This is a genomic window from Legionella drozanskii LLAP-1, from assembly GCF_001467585.1.
GTDB classification, from domain to species: Bacteria; Pseudomonadota; Gammaproteobacteria; order Legionellales; family Legionellaceae; genus Tatlockia; species Tatlockia drozanskii.
In genome coordinates this window covers 623908-641654 of sequence record NZ_LNXY01000027.1, presented here as the reverse complement: position 1 = coordinate 641654, position 17747 = coordinate 623908, and the positions used below count along the sequence as shown (strand labels likewise).

Here is a 17747-nt window from a genome sequence, read left to right as displayed (position 1 = left end):
TCCATCAAGGCTAGAAGTAACCGTTCGGACTGAGGAGGTGTCTTCGCCGTCTCGAAGTCTTACATCAAACTTAAGATTTAAATTGTTTACTAAGCTGAATAGCCATTTCCAAGGATTGTTCATAGTTCAAACGTGGGTCGACTAGACTACGGTAGGCTCGTTTAAGGTCATCCTCATTTAAACCACGCGCCCCGCCGATGCATTCAGTAACATTATCCCCTGTTAATTCGAAATGTACGCCACCTAAATAACTACTCATTTCTTGATGAATTCTCACCGCCTGCTGCAATTCACTTAAAATATTATCAAAATGTCTTGTTTTAATGCCATCCGAAGTTGTTTCTGTATTACCATGCATGGGATCGCAAGACCAGGTTACCGGAGATTTCGTTTCACGTACTGCTTCAATAAGAGGGGGTAATAAATGATCAATGTCTTTGGCACCTAGTCGAGTAATAAGCAGTAAACGACCTTCCTGATGCTCAGGATTGATGGTCTGAATGATTTCTTTGAGCCATTCTTTGCTCGCGGTGGGGCCCACCTTAATACCAATCGGATTTTGTACCCCACGCAAAAATTCCAGATGTGAACTGCCCAGTTTTGCCGTGCGCATGCCAATCCAGGGTAAATGAGTGGATAAGTCATACCATAAGCCATCATGCAAATGACGAGTTAATGCTTGCTCGTAATGGAGATGCAGGGCCTCATGGGAGGTATAAAAATCAACCTTGTTAAGATTAGTAGAACGAAAACCGTCAATTGCTTCCATAAACTCAAGGGATTCGGTGAGAGAGCGCACAATATCATGGTACTCATCAGCCTGTGGGGAATGTTCGACGAAGCGGAGGTCCCAGCGTTGAGGGTAGCTTAAATCGGCGAATCCGCCATCAAGCAAGGCACGTATAAAATTCAGGGTCATGGCTGCACAGCTATAACCTTGTAACATTAATTTAGGATTAGGCACACGGGAGGGGGCATCAAATTGCTGCGAGTTAACGAGATCCCCTCGGTAGCTCGGTAGGGTAATGCCATCAATGGTTTCCTGATCAGAAGAACGTGGTTTGGCGTACTGACCAGCGATTCGGCCAATGCGAACAATAGGTTTTCGTAGACCATGAATTAAGATAAGACTCATTTGCAGTAAAATTTTAAGCTTATTACTGATGATGTCTGAGCGGCAGTCATTAAACGATTCTGCGCAATCTCCACCTTGTAGAATAAAGGCCTCACCTCTGCCAGCTTTCGCAATAGCCCGCTTTAAATTTTTAACTTCGCCCGAGGTGACTAAAGGAGGAAGTTGACTTAATTGGTCAACAACTCGCTCTAGTTGATTTTGATCTGGATAATTGGCTGCTTGTTCATAGGAGAACTGCTGCCATGAAACGGGCGACCATTCTTGCATAAATCAAACCTCGTTATTACTTACTGATTATCTATAATACTGAGTATGCGACGAATGAACAGTTCGTGCAAGTACTTAGATCTAGGCTAGGAATTATTGATCATGGGAGATCTTGTTTTAAATAGGAACAATTATTGATAATTTTAATTTGAATTCAATAGGTTAGAAAAAATTATATGCCTATTGCAAGTTTAAAAAATTACTCTAACTTGGCCTCATTTTTGCTTTGTGACTCTCCATGGTCAATAAACCTTTAGACCTAAATAATAAAATTATTCTGGTGAATGGGCTTGAATTTTCTATTGTCGACCCCCAGTTACAGTCACCACTGTTTTGGGAGATTCCTATGAATAAAGATAAGGGCAAAGATTGGCACAAATTTAAAGAAGAAAGCGAATTAGATGATATGAGTGAAGAGATTAATGAAGAGGATGAAGATGAAGGCGGCACTGAAGGTGGTGAAGCGGCTTTAGAACATCCCAGTTATGAGTCTTTAGAAGAAAAGCTAACAGTAGCTGAGCAAAAAGCACATGAAAATTGGGAAAAAGCGGTGCGGGCAACGGCTGAATTGGAAAATGTTCGCCGCCGCGCCGAGCGTGATGTGGCGAATGCTCATCGCTATGGTTTGGAAAAATTAATTCATTCCTTTTTACCGGTGATGGATAGTCTTGAACAGGCTCTGCAATTAACCGAGAAACATGCAGATGAAAGCATGCGGGAAGGATTATTGCTAACCATTAAGTTGTTTATGGATGCCTTGAAAAAACTGGATGTGGAAGAAATTGATCCCCTAGGTCTAGTGTTTAATCCTCAGGAACATGAGGCAATGTCGATGCAAGAAGTACCCGATGTTGAACCCAATACTGTCATAACGGTGTTCCAAAAGGGATATAAATTGAATGACAGAGTGATTCGACCAGCGAGGGTGATTGTTGCTAAACCAAAACCAATTAATGAAAAAGCTTGAAATTGGTAAATTTCACCCCCATATGAGAAACATTGCATATAAATAATAGAATCGGAGCAAGAAAAAAATGGCAAAAGTTATCGGAATCGATTTAGGTACAACGAATTCCTGCGTAGCAATTATGGAAGGCGATAAGCCTCGAGTAATTGAAAATAGCGAAGGTCATCGTACCACCCCTTCAATTGTTGCTTTTACTAATGATGATGAAGTATTAGTTGGCCAAGCGGCTAAGCGCCAAGCAGTGACTAACCCGGACAATACTCTTTTTGCCGTGAAGCGCTTAATTGGTCGCCGTTTTGACGATGCTGTCGTACAAAAAGACATCAAAATGGTTCCCTACAAAATTGTCAAAGCAGACAATGGCGATGCTTGGGTGCAAGTAAAAGGTCAGGATAAAGCGCCTCCACAAATTTCTGCAGAAGTATTGCGCAAAATGAAGAAAACGGCTGAAGATTATTTAGGTGAGACTGTCACTGAAGCCGTAATCACTGTACCTGCTTATTTCAATGATTCTCAACGTCAAGCGACTAAAGATGCGGGTCGTATCGCTGGTTTAGAAGTAAAACGTATTATCAACGAACCTACTGCTGCAGCACTGGCTTATGGTATGGATAAAAAGCGCGGTGATTCAGTCATTGCGGTTTACGACCTCGGTGGCGGTACTTTTGATATTTCCATTATTGAAATTGCTGAAGTAGATGGCGAACATCAATTCGAAGTATTGGCTACTAACGGTGACACTTTTCTAGGTGGTGAGGACTTTGACTTAGCCTTAATTGAGTATCTAGCTGCAGAGTTCAAAAAAGATTCTGGAATTGATCTGCACAATGATCCTTTAGCCTTGCAGCGCTTGAAAGAAGCGGCTGAAAAAGCCAAGATTGAATTATCCTCTGCCCAACAGACTGACGTTAATCTACCTTACATTACAGCGGATGCTTCTGGACCTAAGCATTTAAATATCAAACTGACTCGTGCCAAGCTGGAATCTCTGGTTGAAAAATTAGTCGAGCGTACCGTTGAGCCCTGTAAGATTGCTTTAAAAGACGCTGGATTAAACATTTCACAAATTAACGACGTCATTCTTGTTGGCGGACAAACCAGAATGCCAATGGTACAAAAAACAGTACAAGATTTCTTTGGCAAAGAACCCCGCAAAGACGTGAACCCTGATGAAGCGGTTGCTGTCGGTGCAGCAATTCAGGCTGCTGTATTGTCAGGCGACGTCAAAGACATTCTCTTACTTGATGTGACACCACTTTCTTTAGGAATTGAAACTTTAGGTGGTGTGATGACTAAATTGATTGAAAAGAACACTACAATCCCAACCAAAGCGAATCAGGTATTTTCTACAGCAGATGACCGACAAACTGCAGTTACCGTGCATGTATTGCAAGGTGAGCGTGAGCAAGCGTCTGCGAATAAATCCTTAGGTCGTTTTGACTTAACTGATATTCCATCTGCTCCACGAGGTGTACCTCAGATTGAAGTGACTTTTGATATTGATGCGAACGGTATTTTAAATGTTTCTGCTAAAGACAAAGCCACGGGCAAAGCTCAGTCTATCGTGATTAAAGCATCAAGCGGTTTGAGTGATGCAGAAGTCGATGCCATGGTTAAGGATGCTCAGTCTCATGCTGAGGAAGATAAAAAATTCAAAGAAATGGCTGAAATTCGCAACCAGGCAGATAGCCTCATTCATAGCAGTGAGAAGTCTTTAAAAGATTTAGAAGGCGAATTATCTGCTGATGAAAAAACAGGCATAGAAACAGCGATCGCAGAATTGAAAGAAGCTGTGAAAAGCAATGATAAGGCTTTAATTGAAGATAAAATAAAAGTCTTAACCAATGCTTCGGGCAAAATGGCTGAACGCATCTATGCGAAAAAATCCACTGAAAATCAAACTGAAGCGCAAGAAGCCGCACAAAGAGAGGGGCAATCACAAGAAGCGCCTAAGGCTGATGAGGGTGTTGTTGACGCTGAGTTTGAAGAAGTTAAAGACGAAGATAAGAAGCAATAGAAAATAAATTCTGCCTCTTTAAAGAGGCAGAATTTTTATCGTGTGGTTGGTGCCTATTATTGGCACTTAGTTCTTTTTTAGGCTATGAAAACTATAATAGCCCCTAATTTTATTTGGTGTTTGAGTTATGGATCAGAAGGATTATTACGAAGTTCTCGGTGTGAGTCGTGGGGCCGATGAATCTGAAATCAAAAAAGCTTATCGCAAATTAGCGATGAAATATCATCCCGACCGTAACTCAAATGACAAAGAAGCTGAAGAAAAATTTAAAGAAATACAAAAAGCCTATGGCGTATTATCTGATCAACAAAAACGCGCAGCTTACGATCGCTTTGGCCATGCCGGAGTAGATCCCTCCATGGGAGGGGGCGCTGGAGGTTTTGGTGGTTTCGGAGATGTTTTTGAAGATATTTTTGAAAATATTTTTTCAGGCGGAAGAGGCCAACGTCAATCCAGAGGTCAGCGTGGTGCTGATTTGCAGTTTAATGTGAATCTCACTTTGGAAGAAGCAGCACTTGGTAAACAAATTGAAATCACTGTTCCCCGCCATATCAGTTGCCAAACCTGTGATGGCTCAGGCGCAAAAGCGGGCACGAAACCAAAAACTTGTGAAACCTGCGGTGGAGTGGGACAGGTTCGTATCCAGCAAGGTTTTTTTTCCATTCAACAAACTTGCCCAAGCTGTCATGGAGAGGGACATGTGATCACTGATCCCTGTACGAGTTGTCATGGACAAGGACGCGTCAGAGAAAGCAAAAAGTTAACCGTTAAAATCCCCGCCGGTGTCGATAATGGCGATCGCGTCCGCTTATCAGGCGAAGGTGAGGCCGGTATACATGGTGGAGGTCCAGGCGATCTTTATGTACAAATCAATGTGAAAGCGCATGCTATTTTTGAGAGACAGGACAGTGATTTGCATTGTGAGGTACCGATTAGTTTCACGACCGCAGCCCTTGGTGGTTCCATTGAGGTGCCTACCTTAGAGGGGCGAGTCACGTTAAAGATTCCTAGTGAAACTCAAACTGGGAAGACATTCCGCTTGCGCGGCAAAGGGATGAAATCAGTACGTGGATACGCGACCGGTGATTTATTGTGTCGAGTCGTTGTTGAGACACCTGTTAATCTTTCCCGTGAGCAAAAAGAGTTATTCACTCAATTAGAAGGTTCATTGGCTTCCAGTAAAAGCCATTCACCCCGTTCAAGCAGCTGGTTTGACGGCGTCAAGAAATTTTTTGAAGATATGAAGTTTTAAAATCTAAAACCTTAAGCCAAGGCTAATATGATTTTCTTCTCTTATTGAGTGCCCTCGGGCTGAGGAGTTTGTACCTCCTCAGCCCGAACGAGTAATCAACCTACAAGGTCGAATAATTAGCTAACTATGGCATACCTGACGGCTAAGGAGCCTTGGCCCATAAAATTCAATGCTTAAAAATCTCTCAAGTCATTGGTTATGAAAGAGATTGCAATTTAAAGCTCTTATTTAAGCGAGTGACCGGCAGGGGAGTAAAAGCTAAAGACATTAACCCAGCGCCGTTAGAATAAACACAGGCCCAAACATTTTCGGTAGTCACTGGTATTGGTGCAGGATTGCCATTCAAGGAAATCAGGGCTTGGTATCCAATAGCTAGAGCTTCTTGGGTTGAACTAGCGTGAATTCCTGTCATACCAAAAGCCCAAATATTGGACGTTCCATAATTATGAAATTGATAGGCCGTATACTCGCCTTCATCTAACTCAGCGTAAGCTAATCCAGCGGATTTAATAACTGCCGCACTAGGGCAACGATCAGGTCGGGGAGGCATCTCCGCAAAGACTTGTGAAAAGAGCCCTGCCGCCAATATAAATGAAGAAAAACGAATAATAGGTTGTTTCATAATGTTACTCTTAATACAAAAAATGGCGAAAATAGCATAATAATTAACACATGTAAATATTTTGATCACTTGCGGTGTATTTAATTACAAAAAGAGTATTAGTTGAAAATTATGTGTCAAAAAAGTTAATTTTTCTGGGGTATAAATACGCTAGGCTATTTAAAACGCTTTATTTAAGCGTTAAGCCTAGAAATTATTGGGTTTTCAGCCAAAATGGTAGCAATGTCAACCTAGCCTACGGTACAATCGGTTATTTTGTCTCAGCATGTAAGTATTGGGTGGGTCGTCAATCTACTTTGTCCAATAATACTACTCTGATTATGAGTCTGTTATGTTTAATAAACCAGCGATATTAGTTCTTGCCGATGGCACAATTTTGGACGGAATCTCCGTTGGTGCTAATGGTGATTGTGTGGGGGAGTTAGTATTCAATACCGCAATGACCGGTTATCAGGAAATGTTAACCGATCCCTCTTATGCAAAGCAAATTATTACACTAACTACAGCGCATGTAGGAAATACAGGTTGCAACTCCGATGATATGGAGTCATCACGAATTTGGGCAGCAGGCCTAGTGATGCGCGAGTGTGCTTTACTACCCAGTAATTATCGCTCACAACAATCCCTACCAGATTGGTTAAAAAAACAGGGAATTGTCGCCATCGCTGGAATAGACACTCGTGAACTTACCATTCGCCTACGAGAGCAGGGGGCAATTGCCGCTTGCATTAGCACCGATACGGACAACCCTAAACTCGCCTTAGAAAAGGCCCGTTCTTTTTCAGGCATGGAGGGAAGCGATTTAGCTTGCGAAGTATCTCGACAAACTATAGAACGTTGGCATATGGGCCGAGGTGAATGGGGACCGGACTCTAAACCTTCTGAATTTCATGTGGTCGCCTATGATTTTGGGGTGAAACATACTATATTGCGTATATTGCGTGATAAAGGTTGTCATGTAACTTTAGTTCCGGCTAAAACCTCGGCACAAGAGGCTTTAGCTTTAAATCCTGATGGGGTTTTTCTATCCAATGGCCCTGGCGATCCTCTAGCTTGTGATTATGCGATTAAAGCGACGCAAGAATTTTTAGAGGCAGGGACGCCGCTTTTAGGAATTTGCTTAGGTTTTCAAATACTTGCCTTAGCAAACGGAGCAAAGTCATTAAAAATGAAATTTGGTCATCATGGGGCTAACCACCCAGTTGTTGAAGTGAATGAGCCTAAGCGAGTGTATATCACGAGCCAGAATCATGGTTTTGCCATTGATGAAGCGACATTGCCGGATTGTCTAGAGGTAACTCATCGCTCATTATTTGACCAAAGCCTGCAAGGAATTAGGCATAAACATAAGCCTGCTTTAGGTTTCCAAGGACATCCTGAGGCAAGCCCTGGACCTCATGATATTGAAGTCATATTTGATGAATTTATTACAATGATGAGCTGAATTCAGTTATTCGCTTTCCGAGGTTGAAAGACTAAGGATCGAAATTAATCTAATAACTTAAGAGGAAATAGCGTGAGTGATTTTTATGTTTTTACATCAGAATCAGTTTCTGAAGGACATCCAGATAAGATAGCCGATCAAATTTCAGATGCTATCTTAGACGCAATTTTGGCCAAAGATCCGAAAGCGCGCGTAGCCTGTGAGTCATTTGTCAAAACAGGTATGGTACTAGTCGGTGGAGAGATTACGACTTCCGCTTGGGTTGATGTCGAAGCCATTACTCGCGAAGTGATTAAAGACATCGGTTATAATAGCTCAGAAATGGGTTTTGACTGGGCATCCTGTGCTGTATTGTCAGCGATTGGTAAGCAGTCCGTTGATATCGCGCGCGGCGTTGATAATGAAGAAACTAAAATTCTTGGTGCCGGTGATCAAGGGTTAATGTTTGGTTACGCGAGTCGTGAAACCGATGTTTTCATGCCAGCTCCAATTGCTTATTCTCATCGCTTAATGGAAAAACAAGCAGAGTTGCGTAAAACGAATCAACTTCCTTGGCTTCGTCCAGACGCGAAATGTCAGTTAACGCTTAAATATGAAAATGGTAAACCAGTTGCGGTCGATACAATTGTTTTCTCAACACAACACGCCCCTGAAATTAGCCAAAAAGATCTCGTTGAAGCAGTGCGCGAAGAAATTATTAAAACAATTTTACCTAACGAATGGCTATTACCAAAAACTCGTTATTTCATTAATCCTACAGGTCGTTTCGTTATTGGTGGGCCTCTGGGAGATTGTGGTTTGACAGGACGTAAAATTATTGTAGATACCTACGGCGGTATGGCGCGACACGGTGGAGGTTGTTTCTCAGGTAAAGATCCTTCTAAAGTTGACCGTTCTGCGGCTTACGCGGCTCGTTACGTCGCTAAAAATATTGTGGCAGCAGGAATTGCGGATAAGTGTGAAATCCAGGTTTCTTATGCTATCGGTATCGCCGAACCAACGTCAATTAGCGTGGATACTTTTGGAACCGGACGATTACCCAATAACGTGATCATTGATTTGATTAATACCCATTTTGATTTAACGCCGCAGGGAATTATCGATCATCACGAATTATTACGGCCTATTTATCGTAAAACTGCCGCTTACGGGCACTATGGGCGCGACTATTTTCCTTGGGAGCGCTTAGACAAAGTTGAGACCTTAGCAAAAGCACTATAAGGTCAACAGATACACGAGGATAAACATGAAACAGGATTCTGTTGTGATGAAAAATCAGATGAGCCAAGATTTTAAAGTAGCTGATTTGTCGCTTGCAGCTTGGGGACGTAAAGAAATCGCCATTGCTGAGACTGAAATGCCGGGTTTAATGGCATTGCGTGAAGAATTTGCTGATAAAAAACCATTAAAGGGTGCGCGTATTGCAGGTTGTTTACATATGACGATCCAAACTGCCGTACTCATTGAAACTTTATTAGCATTGGGGGCAGAAGTCAGATGGTCTTCTTGTAATATTTTTTCTACCCAAGATCATGCAGCAGCAGCAATCGCTGAGGCTGGTGTTCCTGTATTTGCTTGGAAAGGTGAAACAGAGGAGGAGTATTGGTGGTGTGTCGAGCAAACAATAGTTGGACCTAACGGTTGGGTGCCCAATTTACTTCTCGATGATGGAGGCGATTTAACTCAGCTCATCCATGAAAAATACCCAGATCTGCTTCCAGACATCAAAGGCGTATCAGAAGAAACAACCACAGGTGTTGCCAGATTATATGAAATGGCAAAAAAAGAGCAATTAAAAACTCCTGCAATTAACGTCAATAATGCGGTAACCAAATCAAAATTTGATAATTTATATGGCTGCCGTGAATCGTTGCTGGATGGTTTAAAACGAGCAACCGATGTGATGATTGCGGGTAAAGTAGCTCTTATTCTAGGTTATGGTGATGTAGGTAAGGGCTGTGCCCAAGCCCTGCGTGGTCAAGGAGCAACGGTATGGATCAGTGAAATCGATCCTATTTGCGCTTTACAAGCAGCGATGGAAGGTTATCGTGTTGTCACTCTTGATGAGGTTGCCGAGCAGGTCGATATTCTTGTGACTGCGACGGGTAATTATCATGTGGTACGTCATGAACATATGCTGCGTATGAGAAATCAGGCGATTTTATGCAATATTGGCCATTTTGATTCAGAAATTGATATTCAAAGTCTGCGTCAATACTCATGGGATAATATTAAACCACAGGTCGATCATGTTATTTTTCCAAATGGCAAACGAATCATTATTCTTGCTGAAGGCCGTTTAGTGAATTTGGGCTGTGCTACCGGACACCCAAGTTTTGTCATGTCGGCTTCCTTTACCAACCAAGTTTTGGCACAAATTGAATTGTTCCAAAATGGACAAAATTATGAGAAACAAGTCTATGTGTTACCTAAGCATTTAGACGAAAAAGTAGCACGGCTGCATTTGGCTCGTATTGGTGCGAAATTAACTCAACTCACAAAAGAGCAAGCAGTTTATATCGGTGTTTCAGTCGAAGGACCTTACAAACCTGACCATTATCGTTATTAATAATAAACCCCGCAGCCAGCTGCGGGGTTTGCCTAGTTAAAATTTTTGTTCTCATTCCTCAGCGGTGTGTTTTTATCCTAAGTACAGGAGTAACAATGTCGTATCAAATCGGTATAGCGGGATTAATGTGTTTATTGGCTACTCAAGGATTTACTGCTGAAGAATCGGTACAAATCATTATCAAATATAAGAAAACGCCAACTCTAGCTACCCTAAAAGCCCAATTAAGCCAAACCGCCAATTTACCTTTTGAGCACTTAACAGCTATCGCAGGTGGCGCGTTTGTAGCCAGTTTCGATGGCAAAAAACTACAGCGAACTGAAGAAAAAATGGATGCCACCTCAATCGTATTAGAGGAATTACGTAAAAATCCAAATGTGCTCTACGCTCTAAAAGATCGAAAAGGATATTTCAAACCGCTGGTAAATCCTCCCCTGAATGAAGAAGGTGCTTTTATTTCACATGAATCACAATGGAATGAATTTGCGGCACCCGGGGGCGTAAGATTGGAGTCTGCTGCTGGCCTAGCCGACGGCGCTTGGGCTTACACCCATGGTCTTGCGACGCCACCCGTCGTCGTTGCTGTTTTAGATACCGGTATCGCATTACATTCGAGTCTAATGAATACTTTTATGAAAAATGATGAGGGCAAAGTTTGGGGCTGGAATTTTGCTGCTAATAATGAGGATGTTCTAGACGAAACGCGCACTTATCACGGAACTCATGTGGCAGGAATTATTGCTGCCTACAGTGACATGATGCTCGGCGTTGGTCATCATTTAAAAATTTTGCCTATCAAAATTCCAGATGCGACAGGCATGTTCTATGAAAGTCAGGTAATTAATGCCCTTTATTGGTCTGTTGGTGGAAGTGTTCCTGGCGTACCGGAGAACCCTTATCCTGCTAAAATAATAAATATGAGTTTTGGCGTCGATAGAGAGCCTGGTAAAGAAATTGAACATTGTGATCTTGCTTTACAAGAAGCACTCCATTTTGTTCGTCGTCACGGCGCAGTAATAACTGTCGCTGCAGGCAATGAAAATCGCTGGGAACATTACAATGCTCCAGCTGTCTGTAATGATACTATCAAAGTTGCTGCTACAGGTCTTGAAGGCCTCCGTGCCTATTATTCTAATTACGGTCCAGGAGTAAGTTTTGCAGCACCTGGGGGAGATTTAATGTATGGCAGACAAGGCGGTGTTCTTTCCACAGTTAACCCAGGGGGTGGTTATCAAAACTCCGGATATGATTTTTATCAAGGAACAAGTATGGCGGCACCTCATGCTGCGGGAGTAGCAGGCTTGGTCTATGCGGTAAGTCAGAATGATATAACGCCAGAGAAAGTAGAGCAGCTTCTTTATACAACGACTCATTCCTTTAAAGAGACTGTCGATAGCAATAACTCTTGTGTGGGTAGTAAACCTTGTGGAAGTGGTATTTTGGACGCGGAAAATGCGGTAAAAGCAGCTATGGCTAGGTATGACACCGTTTTTACTGTTCCAACCTTATCTAAAAAGGCTCTTGAGCCCTGTGGGGAAAATTCGTTCCAACCCAGGCTAAAAAGCAAATTAGCTGCGAATAATGCCCAATGGTTGCAAATTAAAACAGCCTGTCAAAATGAAACGAAATTCGCACTACCTCGATTACAGCGAGTCAAAGGTAAAATAGTAGCCACTTATGGCGCTGTCAGTTATCGCTTAGATGATTCTCAGTTTAAACTCTGCCAAATAATAGGCGATAAAGGGGTAGGTTGTTATTTTTAGACCCAATTGTCTTGAATTGAAAAACTCTGTAGCTTGGGCCTTAGCCCTGAGGTATCCACTTTTTTGAACAAAAATAGCTGTTGCTCCAATCGGTAGCTCGCTCCGTTCGGGCTGAGTCCTTCGAGAGCCTCAGGATGCTCGGGTGCGCGTAGCGCTGTCTCGAAGCCTTGGTGCAAAAGGCTCTTCGAGTGTCTCAGGACAGGCCCTTCGAGACGTCGCTGGCGCTCCTCCTCAGGCTGAACGGTTCAGTAAAACACTGGATTTGACTCGAAATATTATTCAAAAAAAGTGACGATACCTCAGGACCTTAGCCCAACATTCCCAATGATTAGAGCTATTTTAAAAAATCTTGTTGGGCTAAGATGAACCTAATTAAGCCAACATCTCTGGAACGTGTTTCTTTACCCACTTTGCGAAAATTTTAGAAACTTCAATACTCGCATATTCTGAGATATGCACATCGTCTCTCATCAACGGCATGCCATTACGCACCATAGAGCATTTTTCGTGATCACAAAATAAATCATTTTGATCAAAGAAAATAACCTTAGGATTTGATTTAGCAAAATAAGCTTTAAGTGGTTTAAAAAGCGTTTTAATGTCTTTTCGTTGTTCCAAACTGCTCTCACATTTTGTCTGAGAACCCATTTTGAATGGTCTTGAAAAACAGCTTTGAATGTTATCGGCAAAGGCTAGTGGTCTCATAAAAATGATCACTTTAAGATGATTTTTCTCTAAAAAGTCCACTCTCTTTTTCAAGCGTTGAATATAATTTGGATCATTCACAACACCACTTAAACTGAGTATGGCGTATTTCAAAGAGTCAGAATTTTTTTCAATAATTTGATTAATAAATTTCTGCTGATGTAGCGGGCGATCACCTGAACAGGGTGAGCGATTATAATCTTTATTTACGGTTGCTGGATCAACTTCTGCAGGATCACAGGTACCTATGGAAAGAATATTGTTTTTGGAGAAAATACTGTGCTGTGAAAGTCCAGCATAAAGTTGATTCGCCAAACTATCCCCAAGGAGTAATAAACTAGGTTTTTCATCCCGAGTTATCATGCAAAACCACCAGCCATAATTTTTAGTTTCGGCGAAAGGGTAGCGGTTTAAGCAAAAGTCATTTTTAGTATATTTCCATAAAGGGCCAACAAATTGCTCGTTAATCTTTGCAGCATTTTTCATGATAGGGCGTGCTAAGAATCCATCTTGTTTATAGCAGTAACGTCCTATACATCCTATGGTGACCATTAATACCAAAAGTAGAATGACTATCTTTTTTTGGCCACGATGACGAATTGGTTTTTCAAGTAATTCATAGGTTAACCAGGCAAATGCAATAGATACTAAGACGATCAAAAAACGAATTTCGGGCTTAGGCGTTTGACCCTCCACAATACGCACAAAAGCGAGGAGAGGCCAATGCCAAAGATATAAGGGGAAACTGATTAAACCGAACCAAACTAACAGTTTGTTAGAAAGTATTTTTCGATTGATCCAGGTATTAGGTCCTGCAGATATAATTAGAACAGCGCCTAGGCTTGGTAATAAGGCCCACCAACCAGGAAATGCCCGTTCTTTAATAATAAAAAGAATACCTGAAAGAATTAAAATACCTCCCAAAATCGAACGCGCATCATCAGAAAAAATCGCAGTTGCATTGCTAAGTTTCGGAAAAGCAACTTTAAGTTTGAACTTGTCGACAATCGCAGTGAATTTTTGCGGATATAAGCTGAGATAAGCTAAAAGAGAACCAAGCCATAGTTCCCAAAATCGCGTTTGCGGTGCGTAAAATGCGCCTATAATATCGCGATGTACTCTGCCAATGTTTAATGAGAATGAAATAAGGCAAACAGCAGCAATAACGAGCAAAATATTCATTTTTCGCTTCCAAGCGAAATACAGCAATAATGGCCAAACAATATAAAATTGCTCTTCAATACCAAGCGACCAAAGATGCAATAAAGGCTTAGTTTCTGCTGTGTTATCAAAGTAACCGCTTTCAGTCCATAAAATAATATTAGAAATAAAACCTGCGCCACTGAAAATATGTTTACCTAATTGCTTGTATTCTTGAGCAAATAAGGCGAACCAACCTAATAAATAACAGCTGAGTAGAACAAGTAAAAGCGCTGGAAAAATGCGCTTTATACGCCGGCTATAGAATTCAGTGACTTTAAAACTATTTTGCTCTAAGTGACCGAATATAATGGTTGAAATAAGGAATCCTGAGATGACAAAGAAAATATCCACCCCAATAAACCCCCCCTTCAATAGTGTAGGAAAGGCATGAAAGAAAACAACCGATAAAACAGCTATCGCACGTAAGCCGTCGATATCAGGACGATATTTTGGATAAGATGATGCCATTTAGAATCCTTCAAAAAGACCAAAAATCTACTCACACTAAGCTTGGTCAGAGTATTGCTCATGAAAATTAGGGATGCCGATATCAACGAAATGAATCTTGCCAATGGGGAACTTTGGCTGTGGTATTTTTGCTCAGCATTGCCAGCGGACAATTTATTCGAGAAGCGCTATATTGTCAATTACTCCCTAAGAAAGAGATGCAGTTTCACTAAATCACGAGCATGTTGTCTTAGTGTGGATATGTCCATTTCCCTCTCCCGCGAAGGACATTGTTCTATCCGGGTCGGACCGAGAGGGCTTCTTCCTCAACCTCTACCCTAACCGCTCTCCTTGATATAACCATATAAGCCAAAGGAACGATAAATAACGAAAACAGCGTTCCAACCATCATTCCCCCTATAATGACCAAGCCCAATTGCTGACGACTTTCAGCGCCTGCACCTGAAGCTAACGCTAAAGGTAGCGCACCCAAAATCATAGCTAGCGTAGTCATGAGAATAGGGCGTAAGCGTATTTTTGCACTTTCCACGACTGCATCCCGTTTAGTTCGTCCCAAATTAATTTGATGATTAGCAAATTCTGTAATCATAATTCCATGTTTGGTAATCAGACCGATCAAGGTAACCATACCAATGTTGCTGTAGATTGATAAATTTTCACCAAATAAATAGAGTGCAGTTATCGCACCGACTAAGCATAAAGGAACACTGAAAAGGACGATAAGAGGGTCAATAAAACTTTCAAATTGCGCAGCTAGCACAAGATAAATGAACAATAACGCTAACAAAAAAGCATATAAGCTGCTATCAGACGATTCAATATAATCTCTAACAGCGCCAATAAAACGGTATTGAATATCATCAGGAAGTTTTTCTTTAAAGAGTGTTTTGACGTCTTTGATCACTTCATTGAGGCGCGCACCCGGGGTTAATTCTGCACTAATATTAGCTGCACGCAAACGATTGAGATGCGGAAGGCTATCAGGGCCTATGGTGTTATTAATTTGAATAAGAGTAGATAAAGGAATCATTCGACCTCGACCACTTTGTACATAAAGCTTATTTAACACCGAAACATCTCTTCGATCGGATTGTTGCAGTTGTAAGATCACTTTGTAGGATTGACCATCGAAATTAAAATTCACAGGATTAGATCCACCCAACATAGTCGAAAGCAATTCAGCGACATCTGCTAAATTGACATCTAAATCCGCTGCTAATTGACGATCAATCTCGATATCAACCTGCTCACTATCCAGCGCTAAGTTATTTTTAACATGCCTTAAACGGGGGTCATCGGCTAATATTTTTACAATTTCACTACTAATGTCATTGAGTTTTAAATAAGAAATATTACCTAAAAGGGCGACGCTAAATTGACTGTTGTTTCCACCTCGATGGCCAAAAGGATTGGGGCTTACGGGGAATACACTCACCCCGGTAATTTTTTGCATTTTATCGCTAAGCTCATTAGAGATTTCTTTTTGTGAACGCTTTCGTTTATCCCAGGGTACTAATTTTAATAAGGTAAAGGCTGAGGTGGGCTTGACTGAGGTGAGGTAAGCTGCTTTTTCTGGAATGGTTTCATAAATTGATTCAAGCTCACGGCTGTATTGATCGGTATAGCTGGTACTCGAGTTAGTAGGCGATGAGATGGGACCGATAATATAAGATTGATCCTCAATCGGAGCCAGCTCCGCACCCAAATGGAAATAGCAAAAAAGACCTATCAAGCAGGAGAATAATAAAATTGTAGACAAACGCAGAGGATGATTAAGGGCAAAATTTAAACTCTGCTGGTAGCTAGCGCTTAATTTATCGAATTGTCGATCGAGCCAACGGCTATAGCGACCCTCTTCTGGTTTTAATAATTTCGAGCACATCATGGGTGATAAGCTCAAGGCAACGATACCTGAAATAATGACGCTGAGCGCGAGAGTAGTACCAAATTGCAAAAATAATTTTCCAGTAAAACCCGCGACAAAGCCCATGGGAGCATAAACGGCAGCGAGGGTAATAGTCATTGCTAGGACTACAAAAACGATTTCATTGGAGCCCTTAATGGCTGCTTGCAGGGGTCTCAGTCCTGTTTGCATATGTCGGTGACAATTTTCAAGCACCACTATCGCGTCATCGACGACTAAGCCGATCGCTAAAACCATGGCTAAAAGAGTCAGTGTATTGAGTTCAAATCCTAGCCAATACATCGGCCAAAAAGCACTTACTAAACAAATAGGAATAGTAATAATCGGAATAACGGCAGCGCGCAGATTCCCTAAAAATAAAAAGACCACGAGGCCAACAAATAAGATAGCTTCGATAAATGTTTTATACACTTCATGAATGGATTGCTTGATAAATCGGGTTGAATCAAAAACAAATTGAATATTAAAGCCAGGAGGAAGAGTTTGTTTTAAAGAACTAATGGTTTTACGCACTGCCGCAGCCACTTCAACGGGATTCGCAGTAGATTGAGCAAGGATAGCGAGGCCGACGGCCGGTTTGCCATTAATTCGCAATAAATTATCCTCATTTTCGCTACCCACTGTAATTCTGGCGATTTCGCCTAGACGTATGAGTTGATTATTGCGTTGAGCGATGACTAAATCTGAAAAATGCTTAGCATCTTGTAAGCGGGCATGAGTGACCACCGTATAATAGCGATTGGTGCTTTTAATTTGTCCACTTGGCACGTCAATATTTTGCTGCATCATAGCATTTTTCACTTCGGCAACAGTGACCTGATGGGCAGCCATTCTGACAGGATCCAGAGCCACCTTAACCGCGTAATCACGGCCGCCGTGGTAGGTGACCTCCCCAACTCCTTTAATTTCTTGCAGAATAGGTTTGATGTTACGAGTCACATAGTCGGTAATGTCGAGTGGTGTTTTTGATTTATCATTAAAACCAATGACCGCTACAGGATTGGCGTCCGCATCATTTTTACTAACAGTAGGAGGATGGCTGTCTTTAGGCAGTTTTGCTTGAAGTGCAGAAAGCTTATTCCGAATATCGTTGACCGCTTCATTAATATCCACGCCGAGTTGAAAATCGATATTAATTCGGCTTTTGCCCAAAAGACTAGTCGAACGAAGGGTATCAATTCCTGAAATACCGGAGATGGCGTTTTCAATGGGAATGGTGATTTCTTTTTCCATGAGTTCAGGACTTGCTCCGTCAAAGTCGGTAGCAATATGAACAACGGGTTTATCAATATTTGGTAAATGCCTGAGAGGAAGCTTGCTGAAGTTAATCAAACCAGCGATGATCAAAATTAGGGTTAAAACCACTGTAAAAACAGGGCGTTGAATACAGCGTTCAGGAAAATTAACCATG

The 17747-nt window shown here is 41.6% G+C and carries 11 protein-coding genes; 7 read left to right on the top strand and 4 right to left on the bottom strand.

The genetic code is table 11. The features are described from left to right. Positions 1 to 70: 70 nt before the first annotated feature. On the bottom strand, positions 71 to 1402 hold the full coding sequence (locus Ldro_RS12020) for a 3-deoxy-7-phosphoheptulonate synthase class II (protein ID WP_058496645.1): 1332 nt from the start codon (positions 1400 to 1402) through the stop codon (positions 71 to 73). Positions 1403 to 1748: 346 nt separating this feature from the next. On the opposite strand from Ldro_RS12020, the gene grpE reads away from it, so the two are divergent. The 3 genes from grpE to dnaJ all read left to right on the top strand — a co-directional run bounded on the left by grpE (position 1749) and on the right by dnaJ (position 5638). Further along, positions 1749 to 2369, top strand: a complete 621-nt coding sequence (grpE, locus tag Ldro_RS12015) for a nucleotide exchange factor GrpE (protein ID WP_058496773.1) — start codon at positions 1749 to 1751, stop codon at positions 2367 to 2369. A gap of 67 nt (positions 2370 to 2436) precedes the next feature. Beyond that, entirely contained in the window at positions 2437 to 4386 is a 1950-nt protein-coding gene (gene dnaK / locus Ldro_RS12010) for a molecular chaperone DnaK (protein ID WP_058496644.1), read from the top strand. Positions 4387 to 4513: 127 nt separating this feature from the next. Further along, the gene (gene dnaJ, locus Ldro_RS12005; RefSeq protein ID WP_058496643.1) at positions 4514 to 5638 is read left to right on the top strand and encodes a molecular chaperone DnaJ; all 1125 of its coding nucleotides are present in this window, start codon (positions 4514 to 4516) and stop codon (positions 5636 to 5638) included. A 196-nt stretch (positions 5639 to 5834) separates the two neighbouring features. On the opposite strand, the gene Ldro_RS12000 is transcribed toward dnaJ, so the two are convergent. Then, complete coding sequence (locus tag Ldro_RS12000; RefSeq protein ID WP_058496642.1) at positions 5835 to 6260, bottom strand: DUF4949 domain-containing protein; 426 nt, start codon at positions 6258 to 6260, stop codon at positions 5835 to 5837. Positions 6261 to 6591: 331 nt separating this feature from the next. Between Ldro_RS12000 and carA the strand changes: the two genes are divergently transcribed. From carA to Ldro_RS11980, 4 genes are all read left to right on the top strand, one after another. Then, on the top strand, positions 6592 to 7704 hold the full coding sequence (gene carA, locus Ldro_RS11995) for a glutamine-hydrolyzing carbamoyl-phosphate synthase small subunit (protein WP_058496641.1): 1113 nt from the start codon (positions 6592 to 6594) through the stop codon (positions 7702 to 7704). Positions 7705 to 7776: 72 nt separating this feature from the next. After that, on the top strand, positions 7777 to 8925 hold the full coding sequence (gene metK, locus Ldro_RS11990; RefSeq protein ID WP_058496640.1) for a methionine adenosyltransferase: 1149 nt from the start codon (positions 7777 to 7779) through the stop codon (positions 8923 to 8925). A 25-nt stretch (positions 8926 to 8950) separates the two neighbouring features. Beyond that, entirely contained in the window at positions 8951 to 10273 is a 1323-nt protein-coding gene (gene ahcY / locus Ldro_RS11985; protein WP_058496639.1) for an adenosylhomocysteinase, read from the top strand. 95 nt (positions 10274 to 10368) lie between these two features. Then, a complete protein-coding gene (locus Ldro_RS11980) occupies positions 10369 to 12036 on the top strand; it encodes a S8 family serine peptidase (RefSeq protein ID WP_058496638.1) in 1668 nt (555 codons plus the stop codon). Positions 12037 to 12408: 372 nt separating this feature from the next. Here the strand turns inward: Ldro_RS11980 and Ldro_RS11975 are convergent, their stop codons facing one another. Both Ldro_RS11975 and Ldro_RS11970 read right to left on the bottom strand, forming a co-directional pair. Then, the gene (locus Ldro_RS11975) at positions 12409 to 14412 is read right to left on the bottom strand and encodes an acyltransferase family protein (protein ID WP_058496637.1); all 2004 of its coding nucleotides are present in this window, start codon (positions 14410 to 14412) and stop codon (positions 12409 to 12411) included. 274 nt (positions 14413 to 14686) lie between these two features. Next, the gene (locus Ldro_RS11970) at positions 14687 to 17746 is read right to left on the bottom strand and encodes an efflux RND transporter permease subunit (protein ID WP_058496636.1); all 3060 of its coding nucleotides are present in this window, start codon (positions 17744 to 17746) and stop codon (positions 14687 to 14689) included. Position 17747 lies beyond the last annotated feature (1 nt).

What these genes read in the sequence shown, in the direction of transcription:
- Ldro_RS12000 (WP_058496642.1), bottom strand. Translation starts at nt 6,260, where the DNA reads ATGAAACAACCTATTATTCGTTTTTCTTCATTTATATTGGCGGCAGGG.
- Ldro_RS11975 (WP_058496637.1), bottom strand. Translation starts at nt 14,412, where the DNA reads ATGGCATCATCTTATCCAAAATATCGTCCTGATATCGACGGCTTACGT.
- dnaJ (WP_058496643.1), top strand. Translation starts at nt 4,514, where the DNA reads ATGGATCAGAAGGATTATTACGAAGTTCTCGGTGTGAGTCGTGGGGCC.
- dnaK (WP_058496644.1), top strand. Translation starts at nt 2,437, where the DNA reads ATGGCAAAAGTTATCGGAATCGATTTAGGTACAACGAATTCCTGCGTA.
- grpE (WP_058496773.1), top strand. Translation starts at nt 1,749, where the DNA reads ATGAATAAAGATAAGGGCAAAGATTGGCACAAATTTAAAGAAGAAAGC.
- Ldro_RS11980 (WP_058496638.1), top strand. Translation starts at nt 10,369, where the DNA reads ATGTCGTATCAAATCGGTATAGCGGGATTAATGTGTTTATTGGCTACT.
- carA (WP_058496641.1), top strand. Translation starts at nt 6,592, where the DNA reads ATGTTTAATAAACCAGCGATATTAGTTCTTGCCGATGGCACAATTTTG.
- Ldro_RS11970 (WP_058496636.1), bottom strand. Translation starts at nt 17,746, where the DNA reads ATGGTTAATTTTCCTGAACGCTGTATTCAACGCCCTGTTTTTACAGTG.
- ahcY (WP_058496639.1), top strand. Translation starts at nt 8,951, where the DNA reads ATGAAACAGGATTCTGTTGTGATGAAAAATCAGATGAGCCAAGATTTT.
- Ldro_RS12020 (WP_058496645.1), bottom strand. Translation starts at nt 1,402, where the DNA reads ATGCAAGAATGGTCGCCCGTTTCATGGCAGCAGTTCTCCTATGAACAA.